The sequence below is a fragment of the Telluria antibiotica genome (genome assembly GCF_011682055.1).
GTDB classification, from domain to species: Bacteria; Pseudomonadota; Gammaproteobacteria; order Burkholderiales; family Burkholderiaceae_D; genus Telluria; species Telluria antibiotica.
In genome coordinates this window covers 45,252-61,583 of the sequence record NZ_JAAQOM010000016.1, presented here as the reverse complement: position 1 = coordinate 61,583, position 16,332 = coordinate 45,252, and the positions used below count along the sequence as shown (strand labels likewise).

13 protein-coding genes are annotated in these 16,332 nt (G+C 65.5%); 6 read left to right on the top strand and 7 right to left on the bottom strand.

All coding sequences use genetic code 11. From position 1 onward, the window contains the following. Positions 1–254 precede the first annotated feature (254 nt). Both HAV22_RS23690 and HAV22_RS23685 read left to right on the top strand, forming a co-directional pair. Entirely contained in the window at positions 255–2,939 is a 2,685-nt protein-coding gene (locus HAV22_RS23690) for a DNA topoisomerase III (RefSeq protein ID WP_166862435.1), read from the top strand. 207 nt (positions 2,940–3,146) lie between these two features. Continuing rightward, positions 3,147–4,832, top strand: a complete 1,686-nt coding sequence (locus HAV22_RS23685; protein WP_166862433.1) for a methyl-accepting chemotaxis protein — start codon at positions 3,147–3,149, stop codon at positions 4,830–4,832. Between the two features lie 83 nt (positions 4,833–4,915). On the opposite strand, the gene HAV22_RS23680 is transcribed toward HAV22_RS23685, so the two are convergent. From HAV22_RS23680 to HAV22_RS23670, 3 genes are read right to left on the bottom strand one after another with little or no spacing between them, the layout of a single operon-like run. Further along, positions 4,916–5,122, bottom strand: a complete 207-nt coding sequence (locus HAV22_RS23680; protein WP_166862431.1) for an addiction module protein — start codon at positions 5,120–5,122, stop codon at positions 4,916–4,918. A 46-nt stretch (positions 5,123–5,168) separates the two neighbouring features. Then, a complete protein-coding gene (locus HAV22_RS23675; RefSeq protein ID WP_166862429.1) occupies positions 5,169–8,750 on the bottom strand; it encodes a M1 family aminopeptidase in 3,582 nt (1,193 codons plus the stop codon). Positions 8,751–8,753: 3 nt separating this feature from the next. Beyond that, entirely contained in the window at positions 8,754–9,647 is an 894-nt protein-coding gene (locus HAV22_RS23670; protein ID WP_166862427.1) for an ABC transporter ATP-binding protein, read from the bottom strand. Positions 9,648–9,884: 237 nt separating this feature from the next. Between HAV22_RS23670 and HAV22_RS23665 the strand changes: the two genes are divergently transcribed. Beyond that, positions 9,885–10,337, top strand: coding sequence for a hypothetical protein (locus tag HAV22_RS23665; protein WP_166862425.1), 453 nt, complete (start codon positions 9,885–9,887; stop codon positions 10,335–10,337). A gap of 36 nt (positions 10,338–10,373) precedes the next feature. Beyond that, positions 10,374–11,021, top strand: coding sequence for a 2-polyprenyl-3-methyl-6-methoxy-1,4-benzoquinone monooxygenase (gene coq7 / locus HAV22_RS23660; RefSeq protein ID WP_166862422.1), 648 nt, complete (start codon positions 10,374–10,376; stop codon positions 11,019–11,021). Positions 11,022–11,115: 94 nt separating this feature from the next. On the opposite strand, the gene HAV22_RS23655 is transcribed toward coq7, so the two are convergent. The 4 genes from HAV22_RS23655 to HAV22_RS23640 form a co-directional block, all read right to left on the bottom strand. Further along, positions 11,116–11,538: an OsmC family protein gene (locus tag HAV22_RS23655; protein WP_166862420.1), complete on the bottom strand. Its 423-nt coding sequence runs from the start codon at positions 11,536–11,538 to the stop codon at positions 11,116–11,118. Positions 11,539–11,612: 74 nt separating this feature from the next. After that, positions 11,613–12,794, bottom strand: coding sequence for an ABC transporter permease (locus HAV22_RS23650; RefSeq protein ID WP_166862418.1), 1,182 nt, complete (start codon positions 12,792–12,794; stop codon positions 11,613–11,615). Then, entirely contained in the window at positions 12,791–13,525 is a 735-nt protein-coding gene (locus HAV22_RS23645; protein WP_166862416.1) for an ABC transporter ATP-binding protein, read from the bottom strand. Before HAV22_RS23645 ends, HAV22_RS23650 begins: the two co-directional genes overlap by 4 nt. A gap of 14 nt (positions 13,526–13,539) precedes the next feature. Further along, positions 13,540–14,967, bottom strand: a complete 1,428-nt coding sequence (locus HAV22_RS23640) for an alpha/beta hydrolase (RefSeq protein WP_229421389.1) — start codon at positions 14,965–14,967, stop codon at positions 13,540–13,542. A gap of 282 nt (positions 14,968–15,249) precedes the next feature. Here HAV22_RS23640 and rplM point away from each other — a divergent pair, with 282 nt between their 5' ends. Next, positions 15,250–15,678 carry a 50S ribosomal protein L13 gene (rplM, locus tag HAV22_RS23635; protein ID WP_036235400.1) on the top strand — a complete coding sequence of 143 codons (429 nt, stop codon included), beginning with the start codon at positions 15,250–15,252 and terminating at the stop codon, positions 15,676–15,678. 13 nt (positions 15,679–15,691) lie between these two features. Continuing rightward, a complete protein-coding gene (gene rpsI, locus HAV22_RS23630; RefSeq protein ID WP_028102305.1) occupies positions 15,692–16,084 on the top strand; it encodes a 30S ribosomal protein S9 in 393 nt (130 codons plus the stop codon). Positions 16,085–16,332: the final 248 nt, after the last annotated feature.

Genomic DNA, 16,332 nt, shown 5'->3' with positions numbered 1-16,332 from the left:
TTTATTGTTTTAGAGTAATATTCAAACGGTGTTTCTGTCCGGAAATGCATAGTTGCATCAACGATCACGCAGAGAGAGTCTACTTGCGGATTGCGCGACAACCCGCTTATCATTGGCCGCTACTGCCAATCCGTTACCAATAAGCTAACAATAAGCTCACGATAAGCTCACAAGCGGCGGATATATCACGCCGCCCAAGCCTGGGGCTCATGTATGATGCGCGAGCCTAGCCAAGAACAAGTACGAGAAACCATATGACCAAAGCCCTCATCATTGCCGAAAAACCCTCCGTGGCGAACGACATCGCCAAGGCGCTCGGCGGCTTTACGAAGCACGATGAGTATTTCGAATCCGACGAGTACGTCCTGTCGTCCGCCGTCGGCCACCTGCTCGAGATCGCGGTGCCCGAGGAATACGACGTCAAGCGCGGCAAATGGAGTTTCACCCACCTGCCGATGATCCCGCCGTACTTCGCGCTGAATCCGATCGCGAAGACGGAGTCGCGCCTCAAGGTGCTGAACAAGCTGATCAAGCGCAAGGATGTCGACACCCTGATCAACGCATGCGACGCGGGCCGCGAAGGTGAGCTGATCTTCCGCCTGATCGCCCAGAATGCGAAGGCGAAGCAGACCGTCAAGCGCCTGTGGCTGCAGTCGATGACGCCGAACGCGATCCGCGACGGCTTCGCCCACCTGCGCAGCGACAAGGAAATGTTGCCGCTGGCCGATGCCGCCCGTTGCCGCTCGGAAGCGGACTGGCTGATCGGCATCAACGGCACCCGCGCGATGACCGCGTTCAACTCGAAGGAAGGCGGTTTCTACCTGACGACCGTCGGCCGCGTGCAGACGCCCACCTTGTCGATCGTCGTCGAGCGCGAAGAGAAGATCAAGAAATTCGTGCCGCGCGACTACTGGGAAGTGCGCGCGGAATTCCGCTGCGCGGCCGGCGTGTACGAAGGCCGCTGGCTCGACACGAAGTTCAAGAAGGACGACACCGATCCGGAACGACGCGCCGAGCGCATGTGGGCCAAGGCCGATGCGGACGCCATCGTCGCCGCCTGCACGGGTAAGCAGGGCAAGGTTACCGAGGAATCGAAACCGACGACGTCGATGGCGCCCGCGCTGTTCGACCTGACGTCGCTGCAGCGCGAAGCCAACGGCCGCTTCGGCTTCTCGGCCAAGAACACGCTGGGCCTCGCGCAGGCGCTGTACGAAAAGCACAAGGTGCTGACCTATCCCCGTACGGATTCGCGCGCGCTGCCGGAAGACTACCTGAGCACGGTCCAGTCGACGCTGGAAGTGTTGAAGGGTAATTCGAACTACCTGCCGTTCGCCAAGCAGATCCTGGACAAGGGCTGGGTCAAGCCGAACAAGCGCATCTTCGACAACAGCAAGATCTCGGACCACTTCGCGATCATCCCGACGGGTGTCGTGCCGAAGAACCTGTCCGAGCCGGAACAGAAACTGTACGACCTCGTCACGCGCCGCTTCATGGCCGTGTTCTTCCCGGCCGCCGAGTTCCTCGTCACCACGCGTTTTACGGAAGTGGAAGGCCACCAGTTCAAGACCGAGGGCAAGGTCATGACGAACCCCGGCTGGCTCGCCGTGTACGGCAAGGACACGACCGGGGACGACAAGGATGGCGCCAGCCTCGTGCCGGTCACGAAGGGTGAGCAGGTACAGACGGAGAAGGTCACGGCCAACGGCCTCGTCACCAAGCCGCCCGCGCGCTACAACGAAGCCACGTTGCTGTCGGCAATGGAAGGCGCGGGCAAGCTCGTGGATTCCGACGAGCTGCGCGACGCCATGGCCGGCAAGGGCCTCGGCACGCCGGCCACGCGCGCCGCGATCATCGAAGGCTTGCTGACGGAAAAATACCTGCTGCGCGAAGGGCGCGAGCTGATCCCGACCGCCAAGGCATTCCAGCTGATGACCCTGCTGCGCGGCCTCGGCGTGAACGAATTGACGGCGCCGGAACTGACGGGCGAGTGGGAACACAAGCTGTCGCAAATGGAAAAAGGCCAGATTTCGCGCGAGGAGTTCATGCGCGAGATCGCCGAGATGACCGAGATCATCGTCAAGCGCGCCAAGGAATACAACAACGACACGATCCCGGGCGAGTACGCGACGCTGCGCACGCCGTGTCCGAACTGCGGCAGCGTCGTCAAGGAAAACTACCGGCGCTTCGCCTGTACCAAGTGCGACTTCTCGATGAGCAAGGTGCCGGGCGGCCGCCAGTTCGAGATCGAGGAAGTCGAGGAATTGCTGGAGAAGCGCACGATCGGCCCGCTGCAGGGCTTCCGCTCGAAGATGGGCCGGCCGTTCGCCGCCATCCTGCGCATCGTGCGCGACGAGGACATCAAGAACTTCAAGCTGGAGTTCGACTTCGGCCAGGACCAGGACGACGGCGAGGACGGCGAGGGCGTCGACTTCACGGGCCAGACGCCGCTCGGCCCGTGCCCGAAATGCAACGGCAACGTCTACGAGATGGGGCTGGCCTACGTCTGCGAGCACACGGTCGCCAAGCCGAAGACGTGCGACTTCCGCAGCAGCCGCATCATCCTGCAGCAGGAAATCCTGCCCGACCAGATGGCCAAGCTGCTGAACGAGGGCAAGACCGACCTGCTGCCGGGCTTCGTCTCGCAGCGTACGCGCCGGTCGTTCAAGGCCTTCCTCGTGCGCGGCAAGGACGGCAAGATCAGCTTCGAGTTCGAGGAGCGCAAGGCTAAGCCGGGCGCGAAGGCGAAGGACCAGGCCGACGAGGCCGAGGGCGGTGCGGAAGCGCCGGCCGCCAAGCCGGCCGCGCGCAAGGCTGCGGCGACCAAGACGGCTGCCGCGAAACCTGCGGCCAAGGCCAAGGCACCCGCCAAGGCGGCCGCGGCCCGCAAGGCGCCGGCCAAGCGCGCCACGACGGCGAAAAAGGCGGCCGCCGGCGAATAACCGGATCGGCAGTTCCATCAAAGCCGCGGCGGTCCGCGGCTTTTTTTCGTCCTGAACGGAGGAAAAAACGGGGATGTCGCATCGAAATGACGAAAATATTGATCTGGCAAAACACTGTGTCTTTTTTCGTGTATATTTCTGTTCAGCAATTGTCCTGAGCGATATATCCACGATCGAATACAGTCAAACCTCCACAATATTGACCCCATGAGACTATCCGACCTGAAAATTGGTACCCGCCTGTACCTCGGCTTTGGCGCCGTCGTAGCCCTCCTCGTGCTGCTGGTCAGCCTGTCGTACGGGAATTTTATGCGCCTACGCAACGCCAACGACATGAACATCCACACCTACCGGGTACTCGGCGAGGTCGATGCCGCGCTGCTGAGCCTGGTGAACATGGAAACGGGCCAGCGCGGCTTCGCGCTCACCGGCAAGGAGGCGTCGCTGGAACCGTACAATACGGGCAAGGACGCGTTCCGCACGCACATCGACGCAGCGCGCAAGCTGACGTCGGACAATCCGCGCCAGCAGGAGCGCCTGCAGCACTTGGCCGAGGAAGAACAGAAATGGCTGGACGTGGCGGCCGACCCCGCCATCAAGCTGCGCCGCGCGACGGCGGATGCGGACATGGCGGCCATCGTGACGGCCGAGCAGGCCGGCAAAGGCAAGGCGTCGATGGATGCGATGCGCAAGCTCGTGGCCGACATGAAGGCCGAGGAAGCGGGCTTGATGAGCGAGCGGGGCCAGACGATGGCGGCGCTCGTGTCGTCGATGGCGCTGACGCTGATCGGCGGCGGCATCGGGGCCGTCGTGCTCGCGATCGTCCTGGCACTGGTGCTGGCCCGTAACATCACCTTGCCGCTCGGTTACGCGGTGCGCGTTGCCAGGCGGGTGGCCCAGGGCGACCTGACGGCACGTGTGGAAGTGCGGTCGAAGGACGAGACGGGCGAGTTGATGGCCGCGCTGAAGGACATGAACGGCGCCTTGCTGGACATCGTGACCCGCGTGCGCGCCGGCACGGACACCATCGCCACCGCATCCGCGGAAATCAACTCGGGCAACCAGGACCTGTCGTCGCGCACCGAGCAGCAGGCCGGTTCGCTGGAGGAAACGGCATCGTCGATGGAGGAACTCACGTCGACCGTCAAGCAGAACGCGGACAATGCGCGCCAGGCCAGTCAACTGGCGACCAGCGCGTCCGAGACGGCGGAGCGGGGAGGCGACGTGGTCGCGCAGGTCGTCCGCACGATGGGTTCCATCAACGAGTCGTCGCGCAAGATCGCCGACATCATCACCGTGATCGACGGCATTGCCTTCCAGACCAACATCCTTGCGCTGAACGCCGCCGTGGAAGCGGCGCGGGCGGGCGAACAGGGCCGCGGTTTTGCCGTCGTCGCGGGCGAGGTGCGCAACCTGGCGCAGCGCTCGGCCGCGGCCGCCAAGGAAATCAAGGAACTCATCGGCGATTCCGTGGAAAAGGTCGAGGCGGGCTCGCGCCTCGTCGACCAGGCGGGCAGCACGATGGACGACGTCGTGAGCAGCGTGCGCCGTGTGACGGACCTGATCGGCGAGATCGCCGCCGCCAGCGAAGAGCAGCGCGCCGGCATCGACCAGGTCAACCAGTCCATCACGCAGATGGACCAGGTCACGCAGCAAAACGCCGCGCTGGTCGAGGAAGCGGCGGCCGCGGCCGACGCCATGCAGGACCAGGCGCGCCAGCTGGCCGCGCTCGTCGGCACGTTCCAGACGGGGCAGGCGGTGCAGGCCGCTGCGACGCATCCGGCCGTTGCGGCACCGGCGCGGCCGGCGCTGGCGGCGCAGCCCGTGCGGAAGGTCAAGGCCGCCGCGGCACGGCAGCGGCCTGTGGTGGCGGAGGAATGGGAAACGTTCTGAAGCGTTCCACCCGGCAAGCTCCCATAAAAAAACCGCGACCCATCTGGTGTCGCGGTTTTTTTGTGTGGCGCCCGGCGCCGGCGTTATTCGCGCCACTCGTCCTGGAGGGCCCGGATGGCGGCTTCGCCGCTGCGGATCGCCTTCACGCGGCGCACGATCTCCTTCTGCCACGCTTCGTCGGCGTCCTGGTCACGGTCGTCGCTGTCGACCAGTAGCAGGCGCATCAGCTCGTGCCTGTCCTCGGGGGACAGTTGCTGGATCTGGGCGGCCAGTTCGGCGACAGTGGACATGGAGTCTCTCCTAGCAGAGTATTGTGACCAGATCATAACGTGAAGTTCAGTGCGTGTCGACAGGGAGCATATTGTCTGTTGGCTTCTTGTCGATCAGTTTGTTGTCGGGGTCGATGCCCGCGCGCGCGGGGCGTCCGGCGGCGACGAGCACGACGCGCTGGTCGCCCTGCGTCACTAGGCGGCGCTCGCGCGCGAGCGGGTTGCCGTCCTGGTCGTCGACGCCGAATTCGATGTAGTCGTGCAGGGGCACGGGCTTCTCCTCGCCGTGTTCGCCCGCGCGCACCTTGCCGGCGGTGGCGCGGATCTCGACCTCGTACTTGCCGTCCGGCCGGCGCTTGGCCGTCGCGCCATCGGCGTGGTTTTCGTACAGCACGATCGCTTCGAACAGGTCGTCGATCAGGTAGGCCTTGTCCGGCGGGGTGATCGCGCGCAGCCGGTCGACCAGCGTGCTCACGGTCGGGTAGGGCGGTCCCTTGTACGCATACTCCGCCAGCAGGCCGTGCAGCACGCCGTTGACGGCATCCTCGCCCACGAGGTCCTGCAGCAGGTACAGCGCGAGGCTGCCCTTGTGGTAGTGGATATAGCCCTGGTTTTCGTTCTGCGCCAGCGGCAGCTCCTTCTTGTTCTCGCGGGCTCGGCCCATCAGGTATTCCTCGAGGTCGTAGCGCAGGAAGCGCCGCATCTTGCTCGAACCCAGCGTCGTCTTCATCGTCATCAGCGCCGTATATTCGGCCAGGCTTTCCGACAGCACGGTCGCGCCGCGCATGTCGGCACCGACGATCTGGTGCGCCCACCACTGGTGGCCCACCTCGTGCGCGCTGACGTAGTACGGATAGTCGATGTCCTTGCGCGAGTCCGGGTCGACCTTGGCGATGAAGCCCACGCTTTCCGAGAATGGGATCGTGCCCGGCGCCGCCTGCGCGTACGAGGCGTAGCGGGGGAATTCCGCGATGCGCAGCTCGCGGTTCTGGTAGGGACTGAAGTGCTTCGTGCCGTATTCGAGGGCCGCCTTGGCGCCGCGGATCATGCGGTCGACGTTGAAGTCGTGGCCCGGCTGGTAGTACACGTCGATGGTGACGTCCTGCCAGCGGTCGTGGCGCACCTCGTAGCGGGCCGACTGGAACGTATAAAAGTTCAGCACGGGCTTGTCGGCCTTGTAATGGAACCAGCGCCGGCCGCCGCTCATCCACTCCTGTTCCAGGGTGCCCGGCGCGACGACGATCTGGTCCGGGCTCGTGCTGACGACGGCGTCGAAGCGGATCCAGTCGGCGTCGTTGGCGATGTAGTTGTTCGCGCGCGCGCGCTCGTCCTCGCGCGCGGCCATGCGCTCGCGCGGCGCGAGGCCATGGCGCTTGCGGTCGCGGTCGTCCTCCAGTTCGAACACGCGCTGGTAGCCCACGTGCGGCAGCACTTCGTTGCTGAAGAACGTGCCGTTGCCGACGACGGCCGTGTCGCGGCCCAGGCCCAGGATGCCGCCGGGCGCATCGAACAGGTCGAATTCCAGCGCCATGCGCGCGCCCGGCTGCAGCGGGGACGCCAGCACGTAGCGATAGATGCCGTGCTCAGGATCGGCGCGCAGCAGCCGCGCCGGTTGGGAAAAGCGGGGGCGCAGCTCGGGGCCGGGCTTCTGGAACAGGACGACGTCGCGCACGGCGACACCGGTGCGGTTCTCCAGCTGGTAGAAGCCGTGGACTTTCAGCGTGCGGGTGTCGGGATGGATGTCGACCTGCAGGTCGACGTCCGTGACGCGCGGCTGCGGCAGCGCCGCATAGCGCTTGTAGCGCAGTTCGTAGTCGGCGCGCACGCGTTCCTTGTGCCAGGCCGTCTGGTACGCGCCCAGGTGCACGAGGTTGTACCACAGCAGGCCGCCGCTGACGACGAACACGAGGATGCCGGCAACGAACGCGCCCAGCACGCCCGGCGTCAGGCGCCGGCGCGCCAGCTGCAGGCGTTCGGAAAAACTGTCGCTCACGCCGCGCGGCCACAGCACGAGCGCGATCGTGAACAGGACGATCGCGGCGCCGCCCCAGTAGACTTGCAGCGCGCGCTGCAGCGGCAGGTAGTGGCCGAAGCCGTTCAGCGCCGAATACGTCACGTCCGGCAGCGCGCCGTACACGAGCAGCGGATGGTCGAGGCCGAAGCCGCCGAGGAACAGCGTGGCCACGTAATACGTCACCAGTGCGAAGTAGGCGAGGTATTTGTGGTTCAGGATGGACTGGGCGGCCATCGCCAGCACGGCCAGCAGCACGTAGCGGGGCAGCAGGATGCCGAACAGCGTCGTCAGGTACAGGCCCGGTTCCAGCGTGAGGTAGCCGTGCGCCAGCTGGATGCCCATCCCGCACACCATGGCGGCCAGCAGCAGCACGACCTGCAGCACGACGAGGGCGATGGTCTTGGCCGCGAGCGGCAGCCAGCTGGGCACCGGGAGCGCGTCCACCATCTGCGCCATGCGCGCCTCGCGCTCGCGCCACACCATGTCGCCGGCATAGAACGTCGTCACGATCAGCACGAACAGTCCGAACACGTCGCGGACCAGTTCCAGCACCATGTACGTGACGGGATACGTCTTCGTGCCGTACATGGCGCCCATGTCGAGCGAGCTGACGATGAGCGTCAGCATGCCCGCGAGGACGATCACCGCGAAGTAGACGTTCTTGGCGCATTCGCGCAGCGCGAGCCAGCTCGATTTCGCCAGCAGCACGGCGAGGCTGCGCGCGGCGAAGTCGGGCTTCTCGTGCAGGTCGGCGGCCGATGGCGCCTTGGCCGGCGCGCTTTCCGCCTCGGTCCGCGGCTGGCCGCGCCGGCCGGCCGGCGTGGAGACGAAGCTGAAGCGCCAGTAGCCCAGCGCCAGCACGACGAGCGAGAACAGCGACCAGAGCACGCGGTTGACGAGGTAGACGCCGGAGAGCGGGATCTGCAGTGTGTTGCGTTCCGTGAGGCTCCAGTATTCGGTGAGGCGGATCAGCGCCGTCGTGCCGAACGGGTCGATCAGCGCGGCGAGCGTCTTGTAGTCGAGGTCACGCGCGAGCGACGGGGCGACGATGTAACCGATCAGCATCACGACGCTCGCCACGTACACCGCCAGCATGCGCCGCGTGAGCGCCGCCAGCACGAAGAAGATCGCCCCGAAGATGAACAGGTTGGGCAGCAGCGTGAAGACCAGCGGCAGCAGATAGCCGACCACCGAGTACGGCCCTACGCGCGACGGGTCGATGCCCGGCAGCGCCGTCCCCAGCAGGGTGCCGAACAGGATCGCCGAGAACACGACGACCAGGGTGGCCAGCGCGCCGAGGAAGCGGCCGAACACGTACGCGTATTTCGGGATCGGCGCGCTGAAGAAGAAATGGTGCATCTCGTACTCGAAGTCCTGCTGGACCGAGCGCCCCATCATCGCGGCGACGACGATGATGCCGAGGCAGCCGAGGAACGCGACGCTCAGCGCGACCTGGCGCGGCGCGTTGATCAGCACGCGGCCGCCGAACGAGACGAAGGCTTCCTTGAACACGCCGCCGGCGGCGGCCATCCACAGCAGGGCCAGCGCGAAGAAGGCGAGGAAATACACCCAGGTCGACAGCAGCTTCAGGCGCTGCCGGGTTTCGAAGCCGGCGATGGCGAGCAGGGCGCGCATGGATCAACAATTCCCGGCGGCGTCGTTGTGGCGACCCGCGATGGTGGCGAAATAGACGTCGTCCAGCGTGGGGTGGATCGGTTCGAAGTCGTCGCCGGGGTAGCGGTCGGCAACCACGTGGATCAGGGTGCGGCCGGATAGCAGGCGCGTGGAGATGACGGTGTGGCGCTTGTGGAAGTCGGGCAGGTCGTGCTTGGCGACGACCCGAGCCCAGATCTTGCCTTCGATGCCTTCGATGAGGCGGGCCGGCTCGCCACACAGCAGCACGTTGCCCTTGTTGATGATCGCCATGTTGGCGCACAAGTCGGCCACGTCGGACACGATGTGCGTGGACAGGATCACGGTCTTGTCCTCGCCGATGTCGGACAGCAGGTTGTGGAAGCGCACCCGTTCCTGCGGGTCGAGGCCGGCCGTCGGCTCGTCGACGATGATCAGTTGCGGGTCGCCGAGCAGCGCCTGGGCGATGCCGAAGCGCTGGCGCATGCCGCCGGAAAAGGTGCCCAGCTTCTGGTTGCGCACCTCGAACAGATTCGTTTGCTGCAGCAGGGCGTCGACGACTTCGCGCCGGCGGTGGCGCTGCGACAGGCCTTTCAGTTGCGCGAAATGGTCGAGCAGTTCGTAGGCGCTCACTTTGGGATACACGCCGAAGTCCTGCGGCAGGTAACCCAGCAGGCGGCGCACCTCGTCTTTTTCGTCGAGCACGTCGATATCGTCCAGGAAGACGGAGCCGCTGTCGCATTCCTGCAAGGTGGCGAGGATCCGCATCAGGGTCGACTTGCCGGCGCCGTTCGGCCCCAGCAGGCCGAACATCCCGGGCGGGATGCTCAGCGAGACCCTGTCCAGCGCGACCACGCCGTTGGCATAGGTCTTGGACAAATTGCGGATCTGTAATTTCATGGACACTCCCGTTGCGCGTGACAATGCACGTATTTCATGACTGTTGCATTGTATTAAAAAGGAGCTGAAGAGGCAGCAGCCGTGCGATACACGGCGTTTTCACAAGTCCAGAGTGCACAAAACCGGGAGCAGGATGCAGGGAAAACGGGGCTCCAGCATACGGCGAGGAACGGTTTCTGTCTACTTTGGCAACATCATCGATGATATCGCGCAGGACAAAACGGGCATAATGTCTCCATGGATACCCTCATCAAGGACAAGATCCTGGCCGTCACGCGCCAGGGCCGTACCCGGGCCGAGTCGACCGACTGGTTCCGCGTCGCCATCGGCCTGTACTACCTGGCCGGGCTGATGACGACGGAAACCATCGATTTCAAGACCGTCGACCGTGAATACAACCGATTCATCTATCACACGATCGGCGCGGGTCACACGATCACGAGCATCCTGCAATTCATGAGCGGGCGCCGGGTCTTGTCGATCGTGCAATCCGAGCGTTTCATGGCCGCGTTCGGCGCGAGCTGCACGGAGGTGCCGCCGGAGTCGATCCCGTTCCTGCTCGAATTGAACCTGGGCGTGGCGAAGAACATCTCGAAGCTGGAAGTCGACGGGCCGCTGCACGATTGGCTGCAGGCGCAGAAAGTTGCGCAGAAGACAGGTAGCGGAGGGGATGCGGCCGAGGGCATATAATTCTGCCTATCGCATAACAGGCTGAAAAGGCAATCCATGACAACGGCATCCCGCATCATCTCTCCTCTCGACCACCTGATCGTCGGCTTCGACAAGGCGTTGCGCGTCGTGGGCGGCGTGGCGAAGGCCGGGAGGCCGAATCCGGGCGTCTCCGCGCCGGACTGCGAACTGAACGCGCAGGAACACCGCCACAGCGCCGGCCTGATGCGCGTAAACCACGTGGGCGAAGTGTGCGCGCAGGCGCTGTACGACGCGCAGGGCCGGCGCGCGTCGACGCAAGCCATGCGCGCGCAGTTCGCGCAATCGGGCCGCGAGGAAGAAGACCACCTGGCCTGGACGGCCGAACGCCTGGCCGAGCTGGGCTCGCAGCCGAGCCTGCTGAATCCGGTGTGGTATGCGGGCGCCTATGCACTGGGCACCGTCGCGTCGCGCCTGGGCGATGCCGTCAGCCTCGGCTTCGTCGTCGAGACGGAGCGCCAGGTGGAGGCCCACTTGAACAGCCACCTCGACGAGCTGCCGCCGCACGATGCGAAATCGCGCGCCATCGTCACGCAGATGCGCGACGACGAGATCGAGCACGGTGCCAAGGCCGAGGCGATGGGGGCCGCCGAGATGCCGTTGCCCGTGAAGGCCGCGATGCGCGCCATGGCCAAAGTGATGACCACGACGGCGTATTACATCTGATGCGTAGGTGCGCGCGGTGGGCACGGGGTGCTCACCCTACGGCAAAGTGATACGTAGGGTGGGCTCCCCGAGCCCGCCATGCGCTGCCGCGAAATCAGCCTTCGATAATTTCGAACGAGTGCGTGATCTCGGCCGTCTTGGCCAGCATGATCGACGCCGAACAGTATTTGTCGTGCGACAGGTTGACGGCGCGTTCGACGGTCGCCGGCTTCAGGTTGCGGCCCGTGACGATGAAGTGGAAGTGGATCTTGGTGAACACCTTCGGATCGGTCTCGGCGCGTTCGGCCTTCAACGTGACGTCGCAACCGCGCACGTCTTCGCGGCTGCGCTTCAGGATCAGCACGACGTCGTAGGCGGTGCAGCCGCCGGTCCCCAGCAGCACCATTTCCATCGGGCGCGGTGCCAGGTTGTGGCCGCCGCCCTCGGGGGCGCCATCCATGTTGACCAGGTGGCCGGAGCCGGTCTCGGCCCGGAAACTCATCCCGGACGGTCCGTTCCAGCTGACTTTGACTTCCATCGATTTCTCCGCTTGAGTATGTTTGACGAGGGCATCCATTCTAAGCCAGCGCGGCGCGGCGTGCTGGCTCGGCCTCAGACGGCCAGCACGTAGCGCTCGCTCTTCATGCGCCACGCGGCGAACGCGACGGCCGCCCACGCCGCCAGCGCCGAGCACAGGAACGTCAGCACGAACGGCAGCACGCCGATGTCGCCGCCCTTCGCGGTCTCGCGCAGCAAGGTCTGGTTCGACAGCATGGGCACGAGGTACATCCATGACGCCGTCTTCAGTTCCAGCATCGAGACGGCGAGCCCCGGCAGCATCGGCACGAGCATCACGATCGACAGCACGCTCTGCGCTTCCTTGAACGAGCGCGCGTTCATCGCCACTGCGATCTGCATGCCGGCAGCGAACAGCGACAGCGGCACGGAGGCCACGCACACGAGCAGCAGCCGGCCCCAGCTCACGCGCCACGTCATGCCGATTTCTTCCAGCGGCATCCACGACAGGATCGCGTGCGCCAGCATCAGTTCGAACGTGATGCCGACGATGGCGAGGGACGCGGCCGCAAGCCATTTGCCCGTGACGAGTTCCCACGTGCGCACGGGCTGCGCCATCAGCACCTCGAGCGAACGCCGTTCGCGCTCGCCCGCCGTGGAATCGACCGCGGCCGACAACCCGCAGATGAACGCGGGGAAGAACAGGAAGCCGAGGATGCCGCCGATGATGCCGGCCGAGCGCGCGGCCGTCGTCCCCGTGTCGTAGCGCTGCACCTGCACCGGCGACAGCGCCGCGGGCGACACGCCGTGCGCCAGCAGGCGCGCGCTCGCGATGTTGGTGGCGTAGGCATTCAGCACTTCCTCGATGTCGCGCCGGCCGTCCTGTTCCGTCGACGAGTCGTACCACAGTTCGATGCGCGCGGGCCGCATCGCCGCATAGTCGGTCGCGTACTTGCCGGGCAGGCGCAGCACGGCGGCGGCCTTGCGGGCGCGCAGCAGCTCGCCGATCGCGGCCTCGCCGAGCGGTGGCGTGTCGTGGATGGTGACGTTCTTCTGCTTCAACTGGGCCATCAACGTGGGCGCCTGCGCGCCGCCGATCACGGCGAGCACGATGCCTTCCCGCTCGGGCTTCGTGGCGCGGTCGATCCACTGGTGCAGCAGGATCCCCAGCAGCACGGGATACATCAGCGTGAACAGGGCGAGGAGGCCCAGCGACCGTTTGTCGCGCAGCGATTCGCGGAACTCTTTCTTGAAAACGACGAGGAATTTGGCACTCATGCGACGATCCCTTCGTCGGTGCCGACCAGACGCACGAACGCGTCTTCCAGGTTGGCGATGCCGGTGCGGCGGCACAGGTCGGCCGGCGTGCCCTGCGCCACCGTATGGCCCTTGGCGATGACGATCACGTCGTCGCACAGATGGCTGACCTCCTGCATCACGTGCGTGGCCATCACGACGCAGCAGCCTTGCCCGCGCAGCGCGGACAGCGCGTGGCGTACGGCGCGCGTGCTCATCACGTCCAGTCCGCGCGTGGGTTCGTCGAGCAGCAAATGGCGTGGGCGGTGCAGCAGCGCGCGCGCGAGGGCGACCTTGATGCGCTGGCCCTGCGAAAAGCCCTTGCTGCGGCGTTCCAGGATGTCGTCCATTGCGAGCATTTCCGACACCTCGTCGATGCGCGCGGCGAGTGCGGGCTTTTCCATGCCGTTCAACTCGCCGAAGTAGGTGAGGTATTCGCGTGTGGACAGGCGCTCGTACAGCCCGAACTGGTCGGTCAGGAAGCCGATGTTGGCGCGCACGGCGAGCGGATCGCGTTCCGGGTCGACGCCGTCGATGGCGATGGTGCCGTGGTCGCGCCTGAGCATGCCGACGAGGGTGCGCAGCAGCGTGGTCTTGCCGGCGCCGTTGGGGCCCAGCAGCGCGGTGATCTGGCCGTCGCGCGCCGTGAAGCTGACGCCTCCCAGTGCCTGGACGGCGCCGAATTGTTTACGGACTTCGTGTGCTTCGATCATGGTCGTGGCGCTCGTCAGGGTTGCGGCCCGGCGCTGCCGAGCTGGAAGGTCGGGGCCGGGATCTCGTTCAGGCAGGCGCCGTCGACTTTGGCGGTCGGCTGGTCGAGGAAGGCGCGCAGCAGGCGCGGCGCGCAGCCCAGCTGCGACACGCCATGCCCCACATTGGGCGCCGTCAGCAACTGGGCATGAGCCATGAAGCGGGCGGCATCCCGGGCGCGGCGCGGCGGCGTCACGGGGTCGAGCGCGCCGGACAGCAGCAGCGCGGGCGCCGCGATGCGCGTGGGCGGCGCCTCCGGCACGGCCGGCACGTTCATCGTGCGGCACAGGCCGCGCAGGCGCTCGCCCAGCGTGCGCGTGAGCGGGCTCGCGTCGCTTGCGGCCAGCGCGGGCGTGAAGCGGGGCATGTCCTCGGCGCAGACGACGGCCAGGTGCAGCAACGTGGCGGGCGCGCCGTCGGGCGAAAAATCGGCGGCCAGGTTGCGGCGCGCGACGAACGGCTGCCAGCGGCCTTCGCTGGCGCTGTGCACGAGGAACGGCAGGCGGCGCGCGTCGGCCGGCGAATACAGCATGTTGCGCACGGTGTCGAGCAGGCGCTCGCTCGTCATCGTGACGTCGACCTGGCGCGCCGTGCGCGGGTCGGGCAGGTTCAGTGTCAGCGGGCCGCCGTCCAGCTTCGCGACGAGGGCGTCGAATTCGCGGCGCAGGTTCGGGTAGGCGCGCGCGCAGGCGGCGTCCTTCGCGCATTGGGCGAACAGCCGGTCGAGGGCGGCCTGGGCGTCGCGTCCGCCTGCCGGGATCACCTGGTCGGGCGCGGCGACGGCGTCCAGGGTGAGCGTGCGCACGGCGGCCGGGTACGCGCGTGCGTACGCCTGCGCGAGACGGGTGCCGTACGAGCCGCCCCACAGGTTGACCTTGTCGTAACCCAGCGCGCGGCGCGCGGCGTCGATGTCGCGCGCGGCGGCGGCCGTCGTGTACGCGGCGAATGGCACCTTGCTGGCCGCGATGCAGCGGCGCAGGGCGGCGTCGATCTGCGCGTCGTCGAGCTTCGCGTCCTCGTCGACCTCGGATGCGCAATCGAGCTTGCCGGACAGCCCCGTGCCGCGCTGGTCGATGAAGACGATGTCGCGCGTGGGGCGCACGCGCTTGAAAGCGGTGGCGAGCAGGGTCAGTACGTCGCTGCCCGCTTCGCCGGGGCCGCCGGCCAGCACGAACACGGGATCGGGCCGCGCGCCCTGGCGCAGGGCGGGTGCGATCGTCACGTGCAGGTTCAGGGTGGCGGGCTTGCCCGGTTCGAGCGGCACGGGCAGGGTCAGGCAGCGCAGGGCTTCCTCGACGCCGGGCAGGTGGCAGCTGCGCGTCTGCACCGGCGGCGTCGGGCTTGCTGCCATGGCCAGGGGATTGGCCGCCAGCAGTGCGCCCAGGAGCAGGATGGATTTCAACAAGCGGTCTCCTCTTTGATGCCGGTCATACTAGTTTGTCATCGATTTCGGGGTCAATATTTTCTAGCAAATAAGAAGTTGCAAAATTGCATGATCGGACGTGGATGGTTTTGCGCTGGCTCCAGCCCCGTGCGCGCCGTGGCCGGCTTGACTGTCGGGTATGGAATCGGCTATAGTCGTGGGCTTTCCATTTGCTCGGGAAAAGACAATAAGGCAGAGTCCGCGATGTAGCATCGCCCGCGGAACCACCATTCGAGCATTACTACCCTATATTAGGAAGTCAACATGAAAACTTTTTCCGCTAAGGGCCATGAAGTCCAGCGCGATTGGTACGTGATTGACGCGACGGACAAAGTCCTCGGACGTGTTGCCAGCGAAGTGGCACTCCGACTGCGCGGCAAACACAAGCCGGAATTTACTCCGCACGTCGACACCGGTGATTTCATCGTCGTCGTCAACGCAGGCAAACTGCGCGTGACCGGCACGAAAGCCAACGACAAGAAGTACTACCGTCACTCGGGCTACCCGGGCGGTATCTACGAAACCAACTTCCTGAAAATGCAACAGCGTTTCCCGGGCCGCGCCCTGGAAAAAGCCGTCAAAGGCATGCTGCCGAAGGGCCCGCTGGGCTACGCAATGATCAAGAAGCTGAAAGTGTATGCGGAAGCCACGCACCCGCACGCAGCCCAGCAACCCAAAGCACTCGAAATCTAAGTAAGGAACTGACATGATCGGTAACTACAACTACGGCACCGGCCGTCGCAAGAGTGCAGTGGCCCGTGTGTTCATCAAAGCTGGCACCGGCCAGATCATCGTGAACGGCAAACCGGCCGCCGAATACTTCTCGCGCGAAACCGGCCTGATGGTCATCCGTCAACCGCTGGAACTGACCGGCAACGTCGAGCGTTTCGACATCAAGGTCAACGTGCATGGCGGCGGCGAGTCCGGCCAGGCAGGTGCAGTGCGCCACGGCATCACCCGCGCACTGATCGACTACGACGCAGGCCTGAAGGGCGACCTGGCACGTGCCGGTTTCGTCACCCGTGACGCCCGTGAAGTCGAGCGTAAGAAAGTTGGTCTGCGCAAAGCACGTCGCGCAAAGCAATTCTCGAAGCGTTAATTTGGATCTGCAGCGCCTTGCGCGCTGCTGCCAAGACAAAAAACCGCCCGCTGCGAAGCCGGCGGTTTTTTTGTTGCCCGAATTCGGGGTCAGAGCACTTTTGCTCTAAATTCGGGGTCAGAGCACCGTTCTTTTCCGACCGCGAAACACCGTTGCTTGCGCCGCGCGCGAGTACAACGTTAGCCTTCAGGAGCCGTGTATCGGTTCGCGCGGGAGCAATTTCTCAAAAATGTGCTCCGACCCCGAAG